This window comes from Bradyrhizobium lupini, from assembly GCF_040939785.1.
In the GTDB taxonomy this organism is placed as follows: Bacteria; Pseudomonadota; Alphaproteobacteria; order Rhizobiales; family Xanthobacteraceae; genus Bradyrhizobium; species Bradyrhizobium canariense_D.
This window is the reverse complement of the sequence record NZ_CP162553.1, coordinates 6,292,845-6,315,614: the sequence shown is the minus strand read 5'-3', so window position 1 is coordinate 6,315,614 and position 22,770 is coordinate 6,292,845. Positions and strand designations below refer to the sequence as shown.

General features: G+C 60.6%; 20 protein-coding genes. 14 read left to right on the top strand and 6 right to left on the bottom strand.

Translation table 11 applies throughout. The features are described 5' to 3' along the window. Nucleotides 1–375: 375 nt before the first annotated feature. Together AB3L03_RS30065 and AB3L03_RS30060 are read right to left on the bottom strand one after the other, a co-directional pair. Nucleotides 376–804, bottom strand: coding sequence for a carbamoyltransferase C-terminal domain-containing protein (locus tag AB3L03_RS30065; protein ID WP_368507577.1), 429 nt, complete (start codon nucleotides 802–804; stop codon nucleotides 376–378). Nucleotides 805–885: 81 nt separating this feature from the next. Further along, on the bottom strand, nucleotides 886–1,155 hold the full coding sequence (locus AB3L03_RS30060; RefSeq protein ID WP_368507576.1) for a hypothetical protein: 270 nt from the start codon (nucleotides 1,153–1,155) through the stop codon (nucleotides 886–888). Between the two features lie 193 nt (nucleotides 1,156–1,348). On the opposite strand from AB3L03_RS30060, the gene AB3L03_RS30055 reads away from it, so the two are divergent. From AB3L03_RS30055 to AB3L03_RS30015, 9 genes are all read left to right on the top strand, one after another. Next, nucleotides 1,349–2,725, top strand: a complete 1,377-nt coding sequence (locus AB3L03_RS30055; RefSeq protein ID WP_247819956.1) for a CBS domain-containing protein — start codon at nucleotides 1,349–1,351, stop codon at nucleotides 2,723–2,725. A gap of 15 nt (nucleotides 2,726–2,740) precedes the next feature. Beyond that, nucleotides 2,741–4,666 carry an N-acetylneuraminate synthase family protein gene (locus tag AB3L03_RS30050; RefSeq protein WP_368507575.1) on the top strand — a complete coding sequence of 642 codons (1,926 nt, stop codon included), beginning with the start codon at nucleotides 2,741–2,743 and terminating at the stop codon, nucleotides 4,664–4,666. Continuing rightward, on the top strand, nucleotides 4,666–5,355 hold the full coding sequence (locus AB3L03_RS30045) for an acylneuraminate cytidylyltransferase family protein (RefSeq protein ID WP_368507574.1): 690 nt from the start codon (nucleotides 4,666–4,668) through the stop codon (nucleotides 5,353–5,355). The genes AB3L03_RS30050 and AB3L03_RS30045 overlap by 1 nt, the downstream gene beginning before the upstream one ends. After that, entirely contained in the window at nucleotides 5,348–6,112 is a 765-nt protein-coding gene (locus AB3L03_RS30040; protein ID WP_368507573.1) for an SDR family oxidoreductase, read from the top strand. The genes AB3L03_RS30045 and AB3L03_RS30040 overlap by 8 nt, the downstream gene beginning before the upstream one ends. Further along, nucleotides 6,109–6,957 carry a sugar phosphate isomerase/epimerase family protein gene (locus AB3L03_RS30035; protein WP_368507572.1) on the top strand — a complete coding sequence of 283 codons (849 nt, stop codon included), beginning with the start codon at nucleotides 6,109–6,111 and terminating at the stop codon, nucleotides 6,955–6,957. Before AB3L03_RS30040 ends, AB3L03_RS30035 begins: the two co-directional genes overlap by 4 nt. Next, complete coding sequence (locus AB3L03_RS30030; protein WP_368507571.1) at nucleotides 6,954–7,715, top strand: SDR family NAD(P)-dependent oxidoreductase; 762 nt, start codon at nucleotides 6,954–6,956, stop codon at nucleotides 7,713–7,715. The genes AB3L03_RS30035 and AB3L03_RS30030 overlap by 4 nt, the downstream gene beginning before the upstream one ends. Nucleotides 7,716–7,728: 13 nt before the next feature. Continuing rightward, entirely contained in the window at nucleotides 7,729–8,568 is an 840-nt protein-coding gene (locus AB3L03_RS30025) for an SDR family oxidoreductase (protein ID WP_368507570.1), read from the top strand. Nucleotides 8,569–8,611: 43 nt separating this feature from the next. Then, complete coding sequence (locus AB3L03_RS30020; RefSeq protein ID WP_368507569.1) at nucleotides 8,612–10,180, top strand: hypothetical protein; 1,569 nt, start codon at nucleotides 8,612–8,614, stop codon at nucleotides 10,178–10,180. A gap of 203 nt (nucleotides 10,181–10,383) precedes the next feature. Continuing rightward, nucleotides 10,384–11,736 (top strand): hypothetical protein, encoded by a 1,353-nt coding sequence (locus tag AB3L03_RS30015; RefSeq protein ID WP_368507568.1) that lies wholly within the window; start codon nucleotides 10,384–10,386, stop codon nucleotides 11,734–11,736. Here the strand turns inward: AB3L03_RS30015 and AB3L03_RS30010 are convergent. Genes AB3L03_RS30010 through rfbF form a run of 4 tightly spaced genes read right to left on the bottom strand, consistent with a single transcriptional unit; the run spans nucleotide 11,733 to nucleotide 15,773 of the window. After that, nucleotides 11,733–12,665, bottom strand: a complete 933-nt coding sequence (locus AB3L03_RS30010; RefSeq protein WP_368507567.1) for a hypothetical protein — start codon at nucleotides 12,663–12,665, stop codon at nucleotides 11,733–11,735. The two genes, AB3L03_RS30015 and AB3L03_RS30010, sit on opposite strands and share 4 nt — an antisense overlap. Further along, a complete protein-coding gene (locus tag AB3L03_RS30005) occupies nucleotides 12,658–13,899 on the bottom strand; it encodes a class I SAM-dependent methyltransferase (RefSeq protein ID WP_368507566.1) in 1,242 nt (413 codons plus the stop codon). Before AB3L03_RS30005 ends, AB3L03_RS30010 begins: the two co-directional genes overlap by 8 nt. 45 nt (nucleotides 13,900–13,944) lie before the next feature. Continuing rightward, on the bottom strand, nucleotides 13,945–15,006 hold the full coding sequence (rfbG, locus tag AB3L03_RS30000; RefSeq protein ID WP_368507565.1) for a CDP-glucose 4,6-dehydratase: 1,062 nt from the start codon (nucleotides 15,004–15,006) through the stop codon (nucleotides 13,945–13,947). Beyond that, complete coding sequence (rfbF, locus tag AB3L03_RS29995) at nucleotides 15,003–15,773, bottom strand: glucose-1-phosphate cytidylyltransferase (protein WP_368507564.1); 771 nt, start codon at nucleotides 15,771–15,773, stop codon at nucleotides 15,003–15,005. The genes rfbG and rfbF overlap by 4 nt, the downstream gene beginning before the upstream one ends. A gap of 238 nt (nucleotides 15,774–16,011) precedes the next feature. Here rfbF and AB3L03_RS29990 point away from each other — a divergent pair, with 238 nt between their 5' ends. The 5 genes from AB3L03_RS29990 (at nucleotide 16,012) to AB3L03_RS29970 (ending at nucleotide 22,697) form a co-directional block, all read left to right on the top strand. Next, on the top strand, nucleotides 16,012–16,950 hold the full coding sequence (locus AB3L03_RS29990; RefSeq protein ID WP_247819969.1) for a glycosyltransferase family 2 protein: 939 nt from the start codon (nucleotides 16,012–16,014) through the stop codon (nucleotides 16,948–16,950). Between the two features lie 39 nt (nucleotides 16,951–16,989). After that, nucleotides 16,990–18,756: a hypothetical protein gene (locus AB3L03_RS29985; protein ID WP_368507563.1), complete on the top strand. Its 1,767-nt coding sequence runs from the start codon at nucleotides 16,990–16,992 to the stop codon at nucleotides 18,754–18,756. Next, entirely contained in the window at nucleotides 18,749–20,176 is a 1,428-nt protein-coding gene (locus tag AB3L03_RS29980; RefSeq protein WP_368507562.1) for a hypothetical protein, read from the top strand. Before AB3L03_RS29985 ends, AB3L03_RS29980 begins: the two co-directional genes overlap by 8 nt. A 285-nt stretch (nucleotides 20,177–20,461) precedes the next feature. Beyond that, on the top strand, nucleotides 20,462–21,250 hold the full coding sequence (locus AB3L03_RS29975) for a hypothetical protein (protein WP_368507561.1): 789 nt from the start codon (nucleotides 20,462–20,464) through the stop codon (nucleotides 21,248–21,250). Beyond that, a complete protein-coding gene (locus AB3L03_RS29970) occupies nucleotides 21,237–22,697 on the top strand; it encodes a DUF6418 domain-containing protein (protein ID WP_368507560.1) in 1,461 nt (486 codons plus the stop codon). The genes AB3L03_RS29975 and AB3L03_RS29970 overlap by 14 nt, the downstream gene beginning before the upstream one ends. The last annotated feature ends 73 nt before the right edge of the window (nucleotides 22,698–22,770 follow it).

The window sequence follows — 22,770 nt, the reverse complement described above, 5'->3', positions numbered from 1 at the left end:
CGCAATCGATTCCCGCCGATTCGGATGAAGGCTTTTTGCCTCCGAATGAAGGACACGGTACGTGTTGCTCATGACAAGATATGCAGCGGCAGAGCGCTCGAAGAGAGTGACCGTGGCGTACGGTACCGGCAGTCGCCGACAAATATTTTGCCTATGTGCGCGAACCAACAGGGAAACCGTAAGCCCCGAGGTGAAGAGAAGCACGCGGGTCACTCACCCACGGAAGCTCCGGATCGAAAAAAGATACGGCATTTACCTCGCGAGCAGTGAATGGCCGATTGAAACTGTGGTCAAGACCGGTCGCACCGGCCATCAAGGAAATTGTCAGAGACTATCGTGACAGCGAGGCCGGACGGCTGCCTGGGTCAACCCTTGTTAGCCGCCCGCTATGGTCAGCCGATAGTTGCCGAGATACAACACGTCCAGACCGTGCAGAAAATACGTATGAAGCGCCTCCAGGGGCGCATTCATGGTCGACTGCTCGTTAATGTTGAGGCTCGTGTTGATCAGGACGGGCAGCAACGTGGCTTCCGCGAACTCGCCGATTAATCGGTCGTAGAGAGGATTGCTGTCCGCATGGACGCTCTGGATTCGCGCGGTGTTGTCGACATGAACCACCGCAGGCATCGTGTCGGCGACATTCTGGTTGACCGGAAACGTCACTACCATGAAGGGCGCGTGGAAGGTGTTTTCAGAATATTCGGCCTGGCGCTCGCACAACACCGACGGGCAGAACGGGCGAAACTCCTCGCAGCGCGACACGGGATCGTCGAGCAACTCGAACCGCGCGCCGATCTTGTCCACCGTCTCGCGAATCGTGTCGCTGGAATATTTCGGGCCCCAATAAGGGTCGGTCAGCGGCGCGATGGCATGGCCTGCCTCGGCTCATTTCATCATCGCGGCGCCCAGCGCCACGCCCGCGTCGCGCGGCACCGCGGAACGTAGAGACGCCTCACGGACGGTTCGGCCGCGGTCTCCATGTTCATCTTGCAGTTCAGCCCCACGCCGCCGGCGATGCAGTCGTCGCCGCAGCCCGTCTTGGCGTCGCGGAGCGCTCCTTTCGACGGCTGCGATCAACTCGCCGTTGCGCAACAGCACCGCCGCGCCATCGTGGTGGCCGTGCTTGATCCCCGAACTGATTCCGATCACATGCATGTCGTGTAGCCCTTCCGCGAGCCTTCTACAGAAACCGCGGCCAATGTAAACCGGCAACGGCACGGCGGAGGCCTGGCGCAGCTATTTTGGGGCAATGCCTCGGGCCCTGGAACCTTGCATCGACCCTGTGGCTCCCGTATTACCAACCCTGCTTACGATATGGCCTGGAGTAGGCCCTTCCTGGACCCCAAACGTGCTCGAACGAACTCTCGTCACCATCGCCGAGACCGAGACCATTGAGGAAGCCTTCCGGCGCCTGAATGCGAACATGCTCGGTATCCTGTTTGCGCAGGACACAACCGGGCGAATCGTCGGCGCGGTGACCGACGGTGACATCCGCAGGCGCATGCTGACCGGCACCACGATTCAGCACCAGGTGGCAACGTGCATCAATCGCAACTTCGTCTGGGCGCGCAGCGGCGGGCCGCGCGAGCAAATCCTCAAGCTGCTCGACCAGCGGGTGCACGTGGTGCCGATCCTCGATGGCGAGGGACGGCTGGTCGACGTATTCAGCCGCGAGCTGTTCAACCTATCGGAAGAGAGCGAAGTGTTCGCGCGCGCGCGCTCGCCGGTGCGGATCAGCTTCTCCGGCGGCGGCACCGACCTGACGCATTATTTCGTGGCAAATGACGGCGGCGCTGTCATCAACGCCACGATCAAGATGTACGCTCACGCAACGCTGCGGCGACGGAGCGATCCCAGCATCAGGATCTATTCGCACGATTTCCGCTGTACGGTCGAGGTCGGCGATCTCGCAGAACTTGGCTCGGGCGGCGATCTCGCGCTCATCAAGTCGGTCGTGCGCCTGATCAAGCCGACTTACGGCTTCGAGCTCGAAGTGTCCGCCGATTTCCCGGTCGGCTCCGGACTCGGTGGCTCGGCAGTGGTCTCGTCCGCCATCATCGGCTGCTTCAACGAATTTCGCGGCGACCAATGGGACCGTCACGAGGTCGCCGAGATGGCGTTCCAGGCCGAGCGGCTGATGCTTAACATTCCCGGCGGCTGGCAAGATCAGTATGCCACCGTGTTCGGCGGCTTCAATCACATGGAGTTCTTCGCCGACCAGAACACTATCGTGCCGCTTCGTCTCGATCCCAACATCATCGCCGAGCTCGAGGAAAGCCTAGTACTCTGCTACACCGGCTCCGGCCGCGATTCCGGCGCCATCCACCGCGACCAGAAGGCCCAGCACGAGACCAACGACGCCGTCGCCGCGGCCGCCAAGCAGAAGGAAGTGACGCGCGACATCCGGCGGCATCTGCTGCGCGGCCAGTTGCTGGAATGCGGCCGGCTGATCGACGACGCCTGGCACGCCAAGCGGAAGCTTAGCTCGAAGATCTCATCGGACGCGATCGATGCGATCTACGATTTCGCCAAACAGCACGGCGCGGTCGGCGGCAAGCTACTGGGCGCCGGTGGCGGCGGTTACTTCATGTTCTTCGTGCGTCCGTTCGAGCGCTATCAGCTCATTGCCGCACTGGAACAGCAGGGGCACAGCTGTTCGCGCATCATGTTCGAAGAGAACGGGCTGCGGACGTGGAAGTCGCGCTTTCCCGCGCGATTCGCCTGACGATATGAGACGAGAATGTTGATGACATCGCCCAACCAGCCTGCCCCCGTCCGCATCGGCAACCGTCTTCTGGGCGATGGCGAACCCTGCTACGTCATCGCCGAGATCGGCAACAACCACAATGGCAACTTCGATCGCGCCATTGCGCTGGTCGATGCCGCGGTCGCGGCCGGTGCCGATTGCGCCAAATTCCAGATGCGCAAGCTCGACGAGGTCTATCGCGCTTCGAGCCTGTCCGGGAAGGACGACGACCTCGCCGTCGAATATACGCTCGATCTGCTGCGCCGCTTCGAGCTGCCGATCGCACAGCAGAGGAAGATCGCCGAGTACTGCGCAGCCAAGGGCATCCAGTATCTCTGCACGCCCTGGGATGCAAAGAGCGTCGCCGTGCTCGAAGAGTTCGGCGTGCAGGCCTACAAGGTCGCTTCCGCCGATCTCACCAATCTGCCGCTGCTGGCGTGCCTTGCCGGCACCGGCAAGACGTTGATCGTCTCGACCGGCATGAGCACGACGGACGAAATCAAGACCGCGGCGAAATTCCTCGACGACCGCGATGCGAGCTACGTGCTGCTGCACTGCCAGAGCACCTATCCGGCCGCGCTCCACAACATCCATCTGCGTTTCATGGAAACGCTGCGCGAGATCCATCCGCTCGTCGGCTATTCGGGCCATGAGCGCGGCGTCGCCGTTTCGACGGCCGCGGTGGCACTTGGCGCCGTCGTTATCGAACGCCACATCACGCTCGACCGCGGGATGGAAGGTCCGGACCACGCCGCGAGCCTGGAGCCGGAAGAATTCAAGACGCTGGTCTCGGGCATCCGCGAAGTGGAGGCGGCGCGCGGCGAGCAACTGGCAGAGCGCGCGCTGAGCCAGGGTGAGCTGATCAACCGTGAAAACCTTGCCAAGAGCCTGGTGGCCGCGCGCGACCTTCCGGCCGGCACCGTGATCTCCGACAGCGACATCGCCGTGAAGAGCCCGGGTCAAGGCCTGTCGCCGCTGAAGATGCCGGCCCTGCTCGGCCGCAAGCTGACGCGGACGATGGCGGCCGATGACTATTTCTTCCAGAGCGACCTCGACGAAGGCATCGCAAAAGCGCGGCGCTACCGCTTCGACCGGCCCTGGGGCGTGCCGGTGCGCTATCACGACACCGCGCGCTTCCTGGAGATCTGCGAGCCAGATATCATCGAGTTCCATCTCAGCTACAGCGACATGGAGCGCGACCCCGCGACGTATCTCTCCGGCACCTATGATCTCGGCTTCGTCGTGCATGCGCCGGAGCTGTTTGCCGGCTCCAAGCTGATGGACCTTGCAACCCCCGACGAGGCGCTGCGGCGATATTCGCTGGAGCAGACCCAGGCGGTGATCGACATCACCCGCGGCCTGAAGAAATTCTTTCCCAAGACGAAGCGCCCGCCCATCGTCGCCAACATCGGCGGCTTCACCATGGACGAGCCATTGCCGCCGGAGGAGAAGGCCGAGCGCTACCGCATCTTCGCCCAGAGCCTGAAGGAACTCGACATGGACGGCGTCGAGCTGACGCCGCAAACGATGGCGCCGTTCCCCTGGCATTTCGGCGGCCAGCGCCACCAGAACATCTTTATCTTCCCGGAGGAATCCGCCGCGTTTTGCGCCAAGCATGATCTGCGGATGTGCGTTGACATCTCACACACCAAGCTCGCCGCCAACCATTTCGGCTTCGACTTCGCACAAGGCTTGGCGGAGCTCGGGCCCCACACTGCGCATTTGCATTTCGGGGACGCCAAGGGACTCGACGGCGAAGGGCTCCAGGTCGGCGAAGGCGAGATCGATTTCGACGAAATCGGACGGGTGTTGCGCAAGCATGCGCCGACCGCGTCCTTCATTCCCGAAATCTGGCAGGGCCACAAGAATATGGGTGAAGGCTTCTGGATCGCGCTCGAGCGGCTCGAGGGGCATATCTGATGGCGCGCAAGACGCTGGCCGTGATCGCTGCGCGCGGCGGCTCGAAGGGCATTCCGCACAAGAACCTGCTCGATCTCTGCGGCAAGCCGTTGATCGCGTGGACGGTCGAGCAGGCACGCGCGGCGCGCGGCGTCGACGTCGTGGCAGTCTCTTCCGACAGCGACAATATCCTTGCCGCGGCCGAAGCTGCCGGCGCCGTCGGCGTGCGGCGCCCCGAAGACATCTCGGGTGACCTCGCCTCCTCCGAATCCGCCTGGCTGCACGCGCTCAACGCGACCGACGAGCGGATGGGGCGATTCGAGCGGATCGTCGCGCTCCAGGCGACGTCGCCGATCCGCGAGTCCAGCGACATCGAGAACGCGCTTGCGACCTTCGATCGCGACCATCTCGACAGCCTGCTCTCGGTCTGCGAGGTCGAGGATTATTTCAACTGGCGTATCGGCGCGAGCGGGCCGGAGCCGATCAACTACGACTATCACAATCGGCGCATGCGGCAGCAGATCGAGAAGCGCTACCTGGAGAACGGCTCGTTCTACGTCCTGATCCCATCACTCCTGCGCGAGCAGAACAATCGTCTCGGCGGCAAGATCGGTTTTCACGTGATGGATCGTCACAAGATGTTCCAGATCGATCGTCCCGAGGACGTCAAGCTTTGCGCCGCCATCATGCGTAGTTACGGATATGCCTGACCTCAGCGCCTTCTCTCTCGCCGGCAAGATCGCGGTCGTCACCGGCGCCTCCCGCGGTATTGGCGCTGCGATCGCGACCGGCCTGCAGGATGCGGGCGCTACGGTGTTCGGCCTCAGCCGTTCCGGGACCGCACCACGGGGCGTGAGCGCGGTTGCCTGCGATCTCTCTGATGACGAGGCCATCGAGAGCGCATTCCGCACCGTGGCCGCACAAGGCGGACGCATCGACGCGCTGGTCAACGCCGCCGGTATCAGCCTGCCGGCCCAAAGCGCCGGGAGCGAGCTCGCGCGCTTCCGTGCCACGGTCGCAACCGACCTCACCGGCGTCTACGCGACCATCCTTGCCGCCCATCCGCTTCTGAAGAACGCGGGCTCTGCTGCGATCATCAACGTCACCAGCATCAATTCGGTCCGCGGCTTTCCCGGAAATCCCGGCTACGTGGCGGCGAAGGCCGGTCTTGCCGGGCTGACGCGTGCGCTCGCCACCGACTATGCGCCCGACGGCATCCGCGTCAACGCGCTGGCGCCCGGCTATGTCGCGACCGAGATGACCGCGAAGAGTTTTGCCGATCCCGACATGCACGAGGCGAGGCGTCGCCACACGATGCTCGGCCGTTGGGGACAGCCCGCCGACATGGTGGGAGCCGCCGTCTTCCTGGCGTCGGAAGCCTCCGCCTATGTGACCGGACAGGAACTCTTCATCGACGGCGGTTGGACCACAAAGGGCCTCGCCATCAACTCGGACAAGCAACCGTGACCGCAACGCTCGAACGCATCGGCTTCATGCAAGGCAGGCTTTCGGGTCTCGTCGACGGCAAGATCCAGGCATTCCCCTGGGACGAGTGGCGCGAGGAATTCTCGCGTGCGAAGGCGCTCGGCCTGATGCGGATGGAATGGACCATCGATCAGGAACGGCTGCGCGAGAACCCGCTGACGACCGAGCCGGGCCAACAGGCCATTCTCGCGCTGTCACGCGAGCATGGGGTGCGAATTCCGAGCCTGACCGGCGACTGCTTCATGCAGGCGCCGTTCTGGAAGGTCGATGCCGTCGTGCGCGACGCGCTCGTCGCCGACCTCGATCTGCTGATCGCCTCCTGTAGCCGCATCGGCATCGAATTCATCGTGATCCCGCTGGTCGACAACGGCAAGATCGAGCGCGAGAGCGACAGCGATACGTTGAAGCGCGTGTTGCTCGCTCGCTCCGAGCAGCTTGCAAGACGGAACGTCAAGATCGTGTTCGAATCCGATCTGCCGCCGCGCGAGCTCGCCCGGTTCCTGGAGGCGTATCCAGCCGACGTCTTCGGCATCAACTACGACAGCGGCAACAGCGCCTCGCTCGGTTATGACAGCGACGAGGAGATCGGCGCCTACGCGCCGCGCATCCTCAATGTGCACGTGAAAGACCGCGTTCGCGGCGGCACGACCGTGCCGCTCGGCACCGGGAACGCGGACCTTGCCAAGACGATCCGGCTGATCGAGCGATCCGGCTATAAGGGCCAGTACATCCTGCAAACCGCGCGTGCCGCCGACGGCGACCACGCCGGCGCGCTGGCAAAGTACCGCGACATGACGGTTCGCTGGATCGAGAACGCGGCGCGATGAAGCTCGAGCTGGACGATCGCGTCGCTCTCGTCACCGGCGCCAGCCGCGGGATCGGGCTTGCAATCGCGACAACGCTCGCGGCAGAAGGCGCCAACGTCGCGCTTGCGGCGCGCGGCGCCGATGCGCTGAACGCCGCCCGCACGGACGTCGGCGGGCGCGGCTCGATTCACGTTGCTGACGTCACCGATCCCGCCGCCGCCGCCACCCTTGTTCAGGATGTCGAAAAGCAGTGGGGACGGCTCGACATCCTCGTTTGCAACGTCGGCAGCGGCGCTTCCGTGCCTCCGGGGAAGGAAACCGCGGCGGAGTGGTCGCGGGTGATGGACATCAATCTCTTCGCCGCCACCAACATGATCGAGGCGGCCCGGCCGCTAATGGCGCGTGGCAGCGGCGACCGCGCGATCGTCTGCATCTCCTCGATCGCAGGCATGGCCGCGCTCGGCGCGCCGGTCACCTACTATGCCGCCAAAGCGGCGCTGAATGCGACCGTGCGCGGTCTGGCGCGGCCGCTGGCGCTGGAAGGCATCCGCATCAATGCAGTCGCGCCCGGAAACATCTTGAGCCCGGACGGGACCTGGGCGCGCAAGATCGCCGAAAACAAGCAGGCGGTCGACGACATGCTCCAGCGCGAGGTGGCGCTAGGCCGGCTCGGCTCTCCCGGGGAGATCGCCGACGTCGTCGCCTTCCTTGCTTCGCCGCGTGGCGGCTTTATCACCGGCAGCGTGATCGTGGCCGACGGCGGCCAGCTCAGAAGCTGAACAGGAGCCTTCGATGGCAACCCCCTCCTCCCGCTACGACTTGACCGAACGGACCGCGCTCGTGACCGGCGCTGGCGGCCTGTTGGGCAAGCAGCATGTTGCGGCGCTCAGCGAAGCCGGCGCGCGCGTGGTCGTCACCGATGTTGGCTTGACGCAGGCCGAGGCCGCCGTCGCCGCGCTGAAGCAGAACGACGCTGCAGCCGATCTGATCGCGCTTGCGATCGACGTCACCTCGCTCGACTCGGTGCGTGCTGCCAACGAGCAGCTCGCAGGCCGCGGCATCACCATCGACATCCTCGTCAACAACGCCGCCATCGACCCGAAGGTGACATCGACTCCGGGTGTCATGCACTCCTCGCGCTTCGAGGCGTTCCCGGTGCCGCAATGGCAGACCGAGATCGCCGTCGGCCTGACCGGCGCGATGCTGTGCGCGCAGGTGTTCGGCGGCGACATGGCCAAACACGGGCGCGGCGTGATCCTCAACATCGCCTCCGATCTCGGCGTGATCGCGCCGGATCAGCGGCTCTATCGCCAGCCAGAAGTGACGCGCGAAGAAGAACAGCCGGTGAAACCCGTGACCTACTCGGTCATCAAGCACGGCTTGATCGGGCTGACGAAATATCTGGCGACCTACTGGGCCGATCACGGCGTGCGCGTCAACGCGATCTCGCCAGGCGGTGTTTTCAACAACCAGGACCCCGCCTTCGTCGATCGGCTGACCCGCCTGATCCCCATGGGGCGCATGGCCGAGGTCCACGAATACCGCTCCGCTGTGCAGTTCCTCTGCTCGGACGCATCGAGCTACATGACTGGTCAGAACTTGATCATGGATGGCGGCAGAAGCGTGTGGTGAGGTGTCGCTGTCCCCTCATTAGGCAATCCGTGCGATCAACTAGATGAACATCGGAACTCAAGGCGTGCGCGACTTCAAATACCAAGTGTTACTGGTCATGGCAGCAATTGCCGCCTGGGGACCAGTGATCGTGATCAATCAGGCACTTTGGGACGATTGGGTTCTCCTCTCCTACTCTGAAACTGGAGCGTTTTGGGAGTTTTTCAAGCAGATGGGACGGCGCGAGCAATACTTCTTGGCGGCTCCCTTTGCCGCGCTCGGCGAGCCGCGCGTTTGGACGACCGCGGCGCTGGTCTTATCCTGTTCGGTGCCGCCCATGGTCTACACCATCATCCGGCGAACTACGCAGTGGGCGGCAGCCGATGCGTTCTGGGCGGCACTCCTGACAGGACTGGTGCCGCTTAACCAGGCCCGTTTCATCCTGTCGACCATCCCTTACGCCTTCTCAAGCTTCTTTTTCTTGCTCGCGTTACTTCTCCTACAGCTGGATCTTAGTCGCTCCTTCGTTCTACGGCGCCTAGCGATCATCATCCTCCTGGTGATGGCGTTCTCGACCAATTCGTTCTTGGTACTGGCATGGGTCGCTCCGGCGATTGTCGCGCTGCACGGATGGCGGAGGAGCAGCGACAATCTTTTTCTTCAGAGACGTGCTAGCGCAACAGTGCGTGCTGTGATGGCGCGTAGCGAGTTGCTCCTGCTGCCCTTCATCTACTGGCCGGCAAAACAAATGTTTGAGCCGAGCTACGGGCTTTATGCGAACTACAACAAGTTCAGGATGAGCGTCCCGGCCGGTCTCAAGCAAGTTGTCCTCACGTTCATCGATCAGCTCCGGGATGCGGGTAAGCTCGTCCCAAACGAGGCCGACCTGCCGGACCTAATTATCGCCGCCGCGATCACGATCGCAATCTTTACCATTATGGCCAGGCTTCTTCGTCTGTCGCTGGCGTCCGCAGACGATCAGCCGGATAGCCAATCGCGACTTGCCGCAGCCCTGACACTGGGCGCCGCGGCAGCGCTCGGGGTGTGTGCCCTGTTTCCGTATGTGATGGTCGGTCAGCCACCGCGCTTCAGCGGGTTGTGGGAAACGCGCCACCAGACGACGTTAATGCTGACAAGCGGCTTCGCTATTGTCGCTCTGCTGCGCCTAATTGCCCCAGGCCGCTTCTTGTGGAGGGCCGCCAGCGTAATCGGCGCGGCGTTCCTGCTGCTCGACATGTCCTTCGCTCAGGGCCTCATCCGAGATGCGCGGGAGACCAGTGCACTACTCGAGGCCTTCAAGCAGCATCCCTCCGTAGCGGGAACAATGATGCTGGTCTTGGAGGACGATCGCGAATACCGCGCGCTTGGCCGATTTTTTCCTTTCTATGAATTGTCCTTTCTCGTGAACGGGGGGAAAAGCGGGCCCAACCTTGCAATCTCAGAATCGGGAGGTCCTCGATCCCGCGACCGACAACTTTGCTGCTTCCGTTGTTCCGGCCGTGGTCTCGGCGCTTACGAGTCTTTGCGAGAGCCACCGTTCCCAACCGCAATATGGTTTCGGAGGTTTCGTCGCAAACGGATCCATCGAGACGGTGAGGCTTCTGGCCAATCGCCGCCCCCCGACACTTTTTGAAGCCGTCCGACAGTCGTTTGGTTCTGCCGCAACACCAACTGATTCACTGATACGAATGGAAAAAAGCGCCTCGCTGCTGACAGGTGGCTGCTTCGGGCCCTGTTGCATCCCAGGCTAATTCGGAACACTCCGAGAACAGCAATCGACTCGGCCGAGAACCTTTACTAAAGATCCGGATTGCGTTCCTACGAAGGGTTGTGAGGATGACCGAGAAGGCCGTGGGTGGTAGAATTGATATGGTAAGGCCGCAGTTGCCTAGCTTCCCAGAGCAAATAAATCTTCGCTCGGTGCTGCTTGCCATCATGGCCGTCGGTACCATCGGACTCACCTGGCTGTTGCTCAATACCATGATGAAGCAGCCTTTCGAGCCCAACGATGACCTCATCTGGTTCACCAAGCTGAGGCATCAAAGCTTTTTAGAACTGCCTTTGTCGGCGGCGTGGATGCTATCAAGCCCATTCTACCGGCCAGTCGCCGAAATATTCCTAAAGAGCCTCTACGCAATTTTCGGCATGGAGCGCGCCGGCTATCGGGCCGTGCAATTCGGATGCTTTCTGCTTCTGATGTGGCTCGGCTATCTTAGCTTCCGAAAACTGCGCTTACCGTGGGAGGCTTCGCTGCTGCTGGTTAGCTTCAGCCTCGGCTCCCCTTTTCTTACGGGCTCCATCGTCTGGATTAGCGAGCTGCCTCACGTCATCGTAGTCATTAGTTTTGCCGCCAGCTTGACCGTGGTCCTGTCCGAGAGGTCACACAGCGTCAAGCTAACGCTTTGCGCAATGGCTTTTGCGGTGGCGTTGCTGTCGAAAGAGAATGGCCTGGCACTCGGAGCGTTCTATCTTTATTTTTTGCGAAGCTTGCCCATGCGCGCGACAGTGGTCTTTGGTGGTATTATAGCCGTTTATCTGCTGTTCCGCGCGCTGGTGCTGGGGCCGTCGATCGGAGCTGGCGGCGTCAACGAGTCGGTCGGCTACCTCTTCGATTACCTCTCGCAAGCAGAGAGGCAGGCGACGTTTCCGGGGAATGCCGTCTACAATCTCTACGTCTACAACGTGGCTGCGCAACTGGGGGCCTTGCTATTCCGTGCGACGCAGTGGGGCATAATCATTTCTCACGTGACTTATCACGCTCTTCTACATACGGCCTCAACCATCTTGATTGTCATTGGTCTAGTCGTCTGGAAGCGACAGCGAAATCTTCCAATTTGGCTAGTGGTAATCCTGATAATGATTCTGGGAGGCACCGTTTTTTCATATTCCTACGCGCGCGACCGCCATCTTGCGCTGCCAGCGTATGCTTACGGAACGCTGTTGGTCATTTGCGCTTGTGAGATTGGGCGCTCGACGCGATCGCGCCTGGCCGCAACCTCCATCATCTTCTCTCTCTGGTTGAGCTGGAGCTACGAGGCCTACCGGACACTAATCCTGATGCCTGGCTCTGCGCTGGAAGTGGTGGAAAAATCCTATGCTCCATATCCCGATGTGCAAAACCATCAGGTCGACGCCGATATTTGGGAGCTTGCTCGTCAAGATGCTTTGAAAATCCAGCAAGCCCGCTAACGGCGCTCCGATTTCTTCTCAACGCCCGCCCAGAGGCCGATGATTGCCTGCTGACGCTTTGCGTTGGGCATATCCGCCTCATCGAACGAGTGGCACAGCCGGCCGAGAACATCGACGCGCGGATCTCGACCATTCGAGATGCTTGGTCGGATTGATGAGAATGGATCCGACTGTTCTACAATACACTCGTCTTCTCGATCCCGCCGCCGGACGGTGATCGTGAACGAGGGTTCGCTGGCGCGCGTGTCAATTTTCAATCCGAAGGGACACAAAGCCTCTCCGCCAAAGGTTGCTTCCCACTCCGCTGTTTCCGCGTCTGAAGGCCCCCACGCCGCCGAGGTCAAGACGTCGCCGTAGCCAAGTTCGGCAAGCAACGCAATTAGGTGGATGCCGTAGAAGCGCAGCGCCCCGCCTCCACTAACATCGAAGCGCTTCCAGTTTTGCAGATTGGCGCGATAGTGATGCGCCAAAAAGCTCCAGTTCACTGAGACCCTTTCAGGTCTTTCTGCGAGCGCCGAACGCAGAAGCTTGGCCCAGGGTAGAAAGCGGAATGTATAGCCTACGCGGTAACGCTTGCCGAAGCGATCAAGAACCTCCAGGAGCTCGGCCGCCATTTGCGGTGAGGGCGCGACCGGCTTTTCCAGGATGAGGTCGCGGAGATTGGGCATGCGGGCAAGGCGCGGAATCCACGCGGCCTGATCGGCCGGGCGAAGCGCGACGACGGCTCCGTATGCTTGTTCCAGGGCCCCGTCCATGCTTTCGCACCAGATGATTTGCGGCATGTACTGGGACAGCTCGCTGCGTTCTGCGACGACCGTTCGATAACGCTCGGGCAGTGCCACTCTCATGCCGCACTCGATCAGCGCAGGCAGATATCCGTACATTCCGAAACCCGATCCGAGGATCGTGAAGACGGGTGCCTCAAGCATGGAAATCGTCGGCGCCGAGCACGTCAATCACCTGCCCCTTGTAGCCGTTGTCGGACAGATACTGGCGGATCTCTCGCGAGATGTGCCAGGCGAGATTGAGCAGCGGCTTGCCCTGGTCACCATGCGCGAACAATTCGTCGTCGGACACGATCGGAATGCGCGTGCCCGGCACATAATGCCCAATCTTGATCGAACCGGGTTTCTCGTGGACGGCGATGATCTCCTTTTCCGTCAAGCGGAGCAGCTTGACCAGGATGGCCGCGCGGCCCGGAAACGCCTTGGCTCTGATAGGGCCGTGCGTCGCGATGATCTTCCTCAACTCTTCGCCCTTGCGCGCCGTCCAGAGCTCGACGTCGCGCGCGAGCTTGCCGAACTCGGCCACGAAATTGTTCTCGCGCGCAATGACGTCGGCAGCCACGGCATCGCTATTTGCTGAGTGTCCGAGGATGACGCGGATGTTGCCGCCATAGCGCGCGGGAAACTCGACATCGACGATGTCGAGGCCGAGTGACTTCGCGATGAAGCTGAACGACTTGTACGAATAGGTGCGTGGGTGCTCATGATAGAAAGTGTCGAACTGATGCCGATCGAGCACCGCGCCGAGATAATGATTCTCGATCACGATCACCGTATTCGGGCCGAGCAGCGTCTTCAGCGCCGCGAGCACGCCGTTCAGATTTTCGATATGGGCGAACACGTTGGTGAACGTGATAATGTCGGGCGTGCCGACGCCGCGACGGATCTCGGCCGCGGTCTCCGCGCCGAGATAGTTCTGCACCACGAAATGGCCTTTCGCAGCGGCGTCCCGGGCAGCACCGGTCGGCTCGATGCCGGCCGTCTTCGCGCCGGCCTCGCGGAAGAAGTCGAGCAGGCTGCCGTCATTGCAGCCGATGTCGAGGACCGCCTTGCCCGTCAATGCCCCCATTCGCTCCGCGCAGGTCGCCACCAGGCTCTTCATCCCGGAGAGTACGTCGGCGGTGAAGCGCGAGCGATAGTGATAGTCTTTCGGGAACAAATCCTCTTTCGGGACCTGGAAGCGCTGGTGGCCGGTGGCGCAGATCGGACAGAAATCGATCAGAATCGGATATTCGCGGCACTGGCGCGGATCACCGACCGTCACCAGATCGTCGCACAGCGGGTGCAGGCCGAGGTCGAGCACCGGCACCAGCTTGTCGTTGCCGCAGACTTCGCAGCCTTTGATCTCGGTGAGCGGTCTCGTCGACGTGGTCGCCATGATATTGGATCCGGTTTGCGGCCCGCTCGGGCCGGAGAAATTCAGCTAGTCGCGTTGTGTGTTCATGAAAGCATCGATCTGGTCAACCATCACCGGCCTGACCGCTATGCCTTGCTCGAAAGCCTTGTACCATTCCACCACGGCGGAGGCGGCACGATCGAGGCCCCACCGCGGCGCCCAGCCGAGCAGGGCCCGCGCCTTGGAACTGTCGAGCGACAACAGCCGCGCCTCATGCGGATGCTGGCCCGGCTGCGGCATCTGCTGAGGCGGAACACCCCACAGCACGGCCAGGCGGTCGACCAGCCAGCGAACGGTGCGCACACTGTCGGCGTCGGGACCGAAATTCCATTCACTGGAGAAGGCGGCCGGGTCCCGCCACAGATGCTCGGCGAGCAAGAGATAGCCCGACAACGGCTCGAGCACGTGCTGCCACGGCCGTACCGCCTCGGGATTCCGGACCGGCACCGGCTGCTGGCTGCGAATCGCCGCAATTACGTCGGGGATGAGGCGGTCCTGAGCCCAGTCGCCGCCGCCGATGACGTTGCCAGCGCGGGCGCTAGCAAACCCGATCCGGCTTGGTCCACTGAAAAACGACGACCGGTAAGCCGCCGTAACCAGTTCCGCACAGGCCTTGCTGCTGGAGTAAGGATCCTTGCCGCCGAGCGGATCCGTTTCGCGGTAGCCCCAGACCCATTCCCTGTTGGCGTAGCATTTGTCGCTCGTGACGTTGACCAGCACGCGCACGCCGGAACTCCGCACCGCCTCGAACACATGCACGGTGCCCATCACGTTGGTCGCGTAAGTACCAACCGGGTCCTCATAGGACGCACGCACGATGGCCTGCGCCGCCATATGGAACACGATTTCGGGCTGGAACCGCTCGAACGCCGCCTTGACAGCAGCGGGATCGCGGATGTCGGCGAAAATCGACACGATGTCTTGCCTGGTATGCGCCAGTTCGTACAGATTGGGCGTCGTCGCCGGCGGCAGCGCAAGGCCTGCGACCTCGGCGCCGAGATGGCGCAGCCACGCGACCAGCCAGCCGCCCTTGAAGCCGGTATGGCCGGTGACGAGAACGCGCTTGCCTGTCCAGAAACCGGCGTTCATGGCCAACGCTTCCAGGGCGCCCGCCCGCTGTCCCAGAGTTGCTCCAGATGCAGCTTGTCCCGTAGCGTGTCCATCGCCTCCCAGAAACCGGCGTGGCGGTAGGCGGCAAGCTGGCCGTCTTGCGACAAGCGCTTGAGCGGCTCCTGCTCCCAGATCGTCGCATCGTCGCCGAGATAGTCGAAGATCGCCGGCCCCAGAACGAAGAAGCCGCCGTTGATCCAGCGGCCGTCCCCGCGCGGCTTTTCCTCGAAATGCTGAACGACGTCGTCGTCGATGTCGAGCGCACCGAATCGCGCCGGCGGCTGAATGGCGGTGACCGTCGCGTGACGCCCGTGGGCGCAATGGAACGCCCGGAGCGCGCCGATATCGACGTCCGCGAGGCCATCGCCATAGGTCATGCAGAAGGTCTCGTTGCCGACATAGTCCTTGATGCGCCTGAGCCGTCCGCCGGTCATGGTGTTGAGGCCGGTATCGACCAGCGTCACCTTCCAGTGCTCGGCGAACTTGTTGTGAACTTCCATCGAATTGTTGGCGAGGTCGAACGTCACATCGGCCATATGCAGGAAGTAGTTCGCAAAATACTCCTTGATGACGTACGATTTGTAGCCGCAGCAGATGATGAACTCGTCGATGCCGTGGGACGAGAAGATCTTCATGATGTGCCACAGGACCGGCTTGCCGCCGATCTCGATCATGGGTTTCGGCTTGACGTGGCTCTCTTCGGTGATGCGAGTGCCGAACCCGCCCGCCAAAATCACTGCCTTCATGCTCACACCCGTCCAGCAGGAAACGTCACATCAGAACGATTAGCCCAGTCTTGTCAACAGGATCAGGCATCTATGACCCCGCTTTAGCAGCGGTTGAAGTTGTCAGCCTACCTGCTAAAGAAACGCTTCAGAGATGGCAACCCCACCTTCGGGGCGCCAACCGCCTCGGGCGGCGGCCATCCGCCTGATTTAGACCCGCGGGTGACTGATCTCCCTCGATGGACGTCCTGGAGGATTGATGCCGAAGAAGATCAGCCTTGTGACCCCCTGCTACAACGAGGAGGCGGGGATCCGTGAGTGCTACGCGGCGGTCAAGGACATCTTCGATCGGGAACTGCCGGGCTATGAGCGCGAGCACATCTTCTGCGACAACGCCTCGTCCGACCGGACCGTGGAGATCCTGAAGGAGATCGCGGCCCAGGACCCCTCGGTCAAGGTCATCGTGAACTCCCGAAATTTCGGCGTGTTGAGGAACACCTACAACGGCGTGCTGGCCTCGACCGGCGACGCCACGGTGCTGTTCATGCCGGCCGATTTGCAGGACCCGCCGGCGCTGATCCCGACATTCGTCAAGCATTGGGAGCAAGGCTACGAGATCGTGTTCGGCATCCGCGCGCGGCGCGAGGAGCCGTTCCTGAGCCGCACGGCGCGACATCTCTACTACAAGATGATCAGCCGCATGTCCTATGTCGACTATCCGGCCGACGTCGGCGACTACCAGCTGGTTGACCGCAAGGTGCTCGACGCCATGAAGCAGTTCGAGGACGTACAGCCCTTCATGCGGATGATGCCTTTCGAATGCGGCTTCCGCTCGATCGGTGTGCCCTACACCTGGCTGGCTCGAAAGCACGGCATATCGCGCAACCGGCTGTCGAGCCTGATCGACCAAGGCCTACTCGGTGCCATCAGCTTCTCGACTGTACCGCTGCGCTCGGCGTTCTTCTTCGGGCTGATCATTGCGTCGCTGAGCTTCGCCTATGCGTTCGTCGTATTCCTGCTCAAGATCGCGGGCTTCGACATCGGCCCGCGCGGAATTCCCACGATCGTTATCGGCCTGTTCTTCTTCGGCGGCGTGCAACTCTTCTTCCTCGGCGTACTCGGTGAATACATCGTTGCGATCTTCAACCAGGTCCGGCGGCGACCCATCGTCGTCGAGCGCGAGCGGGTCAATTTTTGACAGACAGTCCATTCACATGTGCTCTTGGCGCGATCTCTGATGGACTTCGAATTGACACCGACCACATCCGCCCACGCCACCGCGCTTAATTGCACGGACGCACGTTCGGATCCGAGATATTCGCTCCTCTTGGTATGCTCTCTACTGATCGCGCACGCTCCCCTCGCGTTCAACAACGGTCTGTACGGCGACGATTGGCTGATTTTCAAGATCAAGCCTGACTATCAGACGATGATTTCGTTTCTGCTTCACGGGGCAGGCCATCCAATCACCTATCTTTACTGCGCTTTGGGCAACCTGAGCGGTAATCCAACGGCCTTTCTAAATGTGCTAGCGCTCGCAGGCATCGCGATCGGCGCATTGAATCTGCGTTCATTCCTCACACGATTGGGCATCCTGTCCGAATTCGAGACGTTGATCACCGTTTTCCTCGTCTGGAGCTATGCTGGCTTTCGCGACTGGGCAACCAAGATCACCGCACCTTACTTGTTTAGCTTCGCCCTGCTTTGTGTCGGACTTAATCTGTTTGCCATCGTCGCGACCTCGCCTCGCCCGCGCATTGGCTTGCGTATAGCAAGCTTGGCCGCAATCTTCTGCAGCTTCGCCATCAATTCGATGATCGTTGTCTTCTTGGTTGGCCTGCTGGTAAGTTTCTGCTTGCTTGCGCCGGCGGCCGTGGACGATCAGCCGCTTACTAGCCGCATGGCTCGTTTGGCGCTGAGGTTTGCGGACTATCTTGCACTACCCATCGTCTATTTGGTCTCGATCAATCATTTCTTTCCAAAAATCGGTCCTTACCGCGACTACTATCTCATCCGGTTTCCCGACTTCGGCAGCGCGCTGTCCCTGCTCCAGCAGTTCCTTCGCTGGAGTTCATACGAACCTGCGCTTGACGGACTGCACGTTGCGGTGCAATCGAACTGGCTAATTGGCTTGTCGCTCCTTGTCGGCCTCTCGATGGTGGCTATCCCGGCACTGCACGGGATCGCCGACGTGCCCCGGGATCAGAAAAAACTGCTCGATCTGGCATGGCCTGCAGTTGCAGGCGCCGCGTTATTTATCCTTTGCGCGCTGCCTTACATCAGCGTCGGCATTGCACCGACCGGGCATTTCTACGAATCCAGACATCTCCTTTTATTCGGCCTTCCTCTGGGGCTGGTCGTCATCTCCGCCCTTCGCCTCGTTCAGTCCGCATCCAACAGAATTGCAGGTTATCTATTCTGCTTAGGGGTGCTCTCGATCAACATTTGCTCGCTATGGAATAGCTATTTTTTCCAGCAAGCCCGCTGGATTCGGCAATCGGCGATGATCCAGCAGCTCGAGCGGGATTATCGCAATCCGCCTGCGGCGGTATTCAACTTGATTGACGGTTTTCTGGACTATCCGGGCCACACGTACTACGGGATCACGGAAATAACGGGAGGCCTGCATCTAGCTTGGGACAGTCGCCCCCTTTTCGGATTCACCGGTCGTAACGAGCGTGCGACCATTCTCCAGGAGATCGACGCCGCCATGCAAATGGACGGCGCCGCGTTTCGCAACATGGATCTGCGGGGCCCCCAGGCGACGATCCAGGTTCGTCCGCAGTTGCCGGTGCTCAACAACTTTGAATTGTCGCTCAGCTACTATCGGTGCCTCATCCATTTTTGCGATTGGCAAACGTTTGCTGACGGGGTCGCCAGCACGAATATCCTTGTCGGTCCAATCCCCAATCTCGTCCCGATCGAGCAGAAAGCGGCCCTTGAACTTACCGGTAAAGATCGCTTCAACCGAGACACAACACGGAACGTCCGTCGCAATGAATGAAAAAGCCAGCAAGCCGCTCACTGGTCTGATTCGGTTCGGATACGCCTTGCTGTGCTGCTTGCCATTATGGCTTCTGTTGCCATTTGCGTCAGCGGCGCTTTACAGCAGTCCATCGACTGACGATTTCTGCCTAGCTTCGCAAAACCTCGGTCAGGCAGCCGCGGCGGTCCACCAATACTACGTATCAGTCACGGGGCGACTGCCTGCCCTAATCATCATCACTCTACCCTCCCTGGTAGCGAGCGGCACCCACCTTGACCTCTTTGTTGTCTACCCCCTCTTCAACTTTTTGGCCTTTCTCTCATTCATCGCCAGCCTGATCGCGTCCGCAACATTGCTCCTTCGAACCAACAATTACTTGCTCAACGGATTGTTCGGGCTCCTTCTCGGCTCTGCGATTCTCAGCATCGTCCCGAATATCAGCGAATTCGTTTACTGGGTGACCGGCGAGGCGTGCTACCTGACCGCGGCGATCGGCGCATCGCTTTTTGTGACGTGGACAACCAACGTTTCACTAAACCGCGCTCGCATCAGCGCGATTTCATTCCTGTTGGCGGGTCTGCTCTGCGCCTTCACCGCGATGCTCAATGAATTCACCGGATTCATTCTGCTCGGCGCAGCCGTTCTGTCCCTTCTGTTCAGGCTGATGACGCTCGGGCGCGAGGCTCAGGTGGCCCGGCACCTCGTTTTCATCGGCATCATCCTTCTGAGCTACAGCGTCGTCTTGCTCTCCCCAAGCAACGTCATCCGCCTCGGCGCCTATGATCGCAGCGGCGACATCTCCGCATCGCTCGACAATGCGATGATCTATCTTGCGGACTATTGCTACACAATGGGCAGGTCCAGGGGCATCAGAATCCTTTGGGATCCTGGTTGCCTGCTTCGGCATCGCCACTGCGCGACGACTGGAACCGAAAATTGCCGGACAGAACATCCTATTTGCCGTGGGGCTGCTTTGCTTCGGCGCGCTTTGGGCCTTCGCGTCCTATTTCATCGGCGCATACTCAACCGGCGAGGTGCTCGCGCTGAGGGCACGAAACGAGGTGGTGGCCGTGGAGATCGTGCTGCTGTCGGCCTGCGGTGTCATTATCGTGCAGGCGATCCTCGGCTTCTTGCTTCACTTTCAAAGATTCCATTTGCCGCAAGCGGCCAGCCTGCTCGCCTTCGTGGCAGCGGCGTACGGTACATGGCATATCTTACCTATCAGGACCGCACCGACCTATGTGCAAGTCTTGGACGAGTGGCCGCAACTCGTTGTCTACTGGCGGGAAAGCCAAGCACGGAACGCGCTCCTTTCGGCGCCGGGCGACCGGGACGTTGTCGTTCCCCGCCGGACAGCGTCACCGCGCACATTGGCGGGGGACGAACTCAAGGAAACCGCAACGCAATTGCCGAACGACTGTATCGCGCGTTTCTATAACAAATCGACGGTTGTACTCGCCCATTAGACCAATTAGGCTCAACAGACTTCGACGTTGCTCATTCCTCCGGTTAATCCTGCTAGGCTAGGGCGAGGTTGTTGCTGTAGGCTTGCCACTTTGCAGGGCACCATTCTATGATCATTGGTGGTGCATGCTCGTGGGGAATTTTTGTGGACCGTCACTCTCTTGGCTCGGCGCCGGACTTAAGGGCAACCCTAAAGTTCAGCGCAGAGCACATCTGGAGATCAAAGTGGCTTGTTGCGGGCGCAACGATTGCCGCAGTCGTGCTGACGCTTGTGTTTTACCACCCCAAGCCGCCGGACGCGTGGATCGGCCAAACAACGATCACAATCGGCGAAGCGCCGCCAGTCAGCTTTATTGTGCAGTTGTCCGGCCCTGCTTTAGCGCCACTGGAACCGCCACGGGCTTTGGTCGCCCGAATCTCTGACCAGAGGTTCAAGGAGAGAGTAGCAGATCGGACTTCCTTCGATCCAGATACCGCTGCGTTTTCGAAGCAAATGCTCACTGCCAGCCTTCGGGGCGTCGCCTTGGACGGCGATCGGATGGTCCGCGTCGAGCTTTCGGCGGGCTCACCCGCCGACGTGCGAAGTGCGCTTAAAGCTGTGGCCGAGGAAACAAGCAGCATCCACGCAGCACTGCTTGACCGCAGTCTGGCGCCGCTGCGAGCCAGAATCGGCGACTCGAAGGCCCGTGTTGCGGCGATCGAGAAAGCTAACGACGATTTGAACGCGCGCATCTTAAACATGGATGCCGGTGGGAGCCCTCGTCCATCACCAACCATTTTGTCCCTCGCAGCGACTGCCGCTCTTCCCGCCTGGAACACGCTCAAAGATCGTATCCAGATCGACGAGAATCTGGCAGCTTCAAGCGAAGCTACCGTGGCTCAGCCCGCACTGGAGATTTCTCCTGTAGCTTCACGAGCACTCGGAACCCTGACCGCTTCGATCATCGCGGGACTAGTGATGCTTTTAGCAATATGCCTCCTCGCGGCGGCCATAGGTCCTTGGCCCCGATTGGCTGATCGTACAACAGAGATCGATGCTCGCCCTTGATCAAATCGCGGTTATTTTGCCGGCAAGCGCATTCTGGCTTTTTGTGCTGTACTTGGCCGCCTATCGGCCGGTGATTTTTCTCGGGTTCTTTTTCATTCTGTTCACAATGCTCTGGCGGACTGGGTCAACGGCCTTTATCGACCTTGCCGGACCTGTCTGGTCTTCACAGACCGTTCGCTATGTTGGCCCCGGCCTTGCCACTCCGTTGCACGTGCTGGCCTACTTCGTGACTCTCGCTCCGTTTGTTCTCGTACTGCAATCGAAAGCGGTCAAAGTGTGGGTGCACCAGTGTGATCGCCGGTGTGCGCCGGCCGAGGTTTTCACCATTGCCGACTTAACTTTCGCGTTGTCATCGCTGTTTCTAGCCTATCTGCTTGTGGACATGGCGCGCCGTGGCTCAATTCCGCTGTTCGTGCACACCGAACGGCATGAGTACACATCGAGCACGGCCGGGGAGGCTCACCGCTGGGTCGTCAGATACGGCAGCTTCCTCGCGTTCTGGTGGGGACTTATGGTCGCGTCAGGACGGTTACGAAACCGCAGCATCGACTTTCGCTACGTGGGTCTGCTCGCAACCTTGCTCGTTTACATGTTTCTCAGCGGTAATCGTTTTTCGGCGTTCTATAGTTTGCTGAGCTTCTTCCTGATTCCACTTTCAGCGGTCGCTGCGCAGGCTGAGATTCGGAAATCAGCGGTACCCTTTCATTGGATTGGACGCGAGTTCCGAGCACGCGATATTGCGATGATGGCAGCCAGCCTTGCGCTTGTGATTGCGCTGGCCGCGGCGGCGATCTTCAACAATCTGGTGTCGGTCCGCGGCTATCACGGCTCCGAAGTGATGTCTGAATTCTGGGAGCGCTCGTTGATCCAGCCCAGTGAAATGGGCTGGATTTCCTATGAGCGGATTTTCGTTCTCAATCAGTGGCAGCCCGACAAAGTTTACAATTTCCTTTTTGAACATCCGCTAGATCCTGGCAAGAACACCACTCCGCAGTACTTGATGCTCGAAACAATCGGCGAACCTCGAACGTCGGAACATATTTTGGCAGGTTTCCAATTTGCGGGCGGATTTCCGGAAATTTTCTTCGAGTTGTTTGGCCCGATCTATTCCTGGGCATTTCTTCTCGGGTGGGGCGCCATCGCTGCCTTGTTGACCGCACTGATCGTAAAAGGCACCCTCCAGGGGCGGTATGCGTCGGCGTTCATGGCTCTTTATGTGTTGTATGGATTCTTCGTGTCCTATATCGGCGGCATGTTGAATTTTGTCACGGTGGAGAGCTACTGGATCAAGATCGCGGCACTCGCGGTTAGCCTGATCTTGGAATCGCGCCTCGCGGCCGAGGGCCTATCCCTGCTGCCCTGGGCGGTCACAACGATCAATGGTCCTGCACTTACAAGAGCCGTGAGGTTCATTCGGCCGAGACAACAGTTGCGGGTGTCTAAGTAGTTTCGATGACCAGCTTAGTCCATGAAATTGACGGCCGGGCGGGAACCGCAATCCTCCATCATGAATGGTTTTC

Coding starts and splice junctions, on each gene's coding strand:
- AB3L03_RS30050 (WP_368507575.1), top strand. CDS start 2,741: ATGTTGATGACATCGCCCAACCAGCCTGCCCCCGTCCGCATCGGCAAC.
- AB3L03_RS30010 (WP_368507567.1), bottom strand. CDS start 12,665: ATGCTTGAGGCACCCGTCTTCACGATCCTCGGATCGGGTTTCGGAATG.
- AB3L03_RS30005 (WP_368507566.1), bottom strand. CDS start 13,899: ATGGCGACCACGTCGACGAGACCGCTCACCGAGATCAAAGGCTGCGAA.
- rfbG (WP_368507565.1), bottom strand. CDS start 15,006: ATGAACGCCGGTTTCTGGACAGGCAAGCGCGTTCTCGTCACCGGCCAT.
- AB3L03_RS29985 (WP_368507563.1), top strand. CDS start 16,990: ATGGACTTCGAATTGACACCGACCACATCCGCCCACGCCACCGCGCTT.
- AB3L03_RS30040 (WP_368507573.1), top strand. CDS start 5,348: ATGCCTGACCTCAGCGCCTTCTCTCTCGCCGGCAAGATCGCGGTCGTC.
- AB3L03_RS30045 (WP_368507574.1), top strand. CDS start 4,666: ATGGCGCGCAAGACGCTGGCCGTGATCGCTGCGCGCGGCGGCTCGAAG.
- AB3L03_RS29980 (WP_368507562.1), top strand. CDS start 18,749: ATGAATGAAAAAGCCAGCAAGCCGCTCACTGGTCTGATTCGGTTCGGA.
- AB3L03_RS29990 (WP_247819969.1), top strand. CDS start 16,012: ATGCCGAAGAAGATCAGCCTTGTGACCCCCTGCTACAACGAGGAGGCG.
- rfbF (WP_368507564.1), bottom strand. CDS start 15,773: ATGAAGGCAGTGATTTTGGCGGGCGGGTTCGGCACTCGCATCACCGAA.
- AB3L03_RS30030 (WP_368507571.1), top strand. CDS start 6,954: ATGAAGCTCGAGCTGGACGATCGCGTCGCTCTCGTCACCGGCGCCAGC.
- AB3L03_RS30015 (WP_368507568.1), top strand. CDS start 10,384: ATGACCGAGAAGGCCGTGGGTGGTAGAATTGATATGGTAAGGCCGCAG.
- AB3L03_RS29970 (WP_368507560.1), top strand. CDS start 21,237: ATGCTCGCCCTTGATCAAATCGCGGTTATTTTGCCGGCAAGCGCATTC.
- AB3L03_RS30020 (WP_368507569.1), top strand. CDS start 8,612: ATGAACATCGGAACTCAAGGCGTGCGCGACTTCAAATACCAAGTGTTA.
- AB3L03_RS30060 (WP_368507576.1), bottom strand. CDS start 1,155: ATGCATGTGATCGGAATCAGTTCGGGGATCAAGCACGGCCACCACGAT.
- AB3L03_RS30025 (WP_368507570.1), top strand. CDS start 7,729: ATGGCAACCCCCTCCTCCCGCTACGACTTGACCGAACGGACCGCGCTC.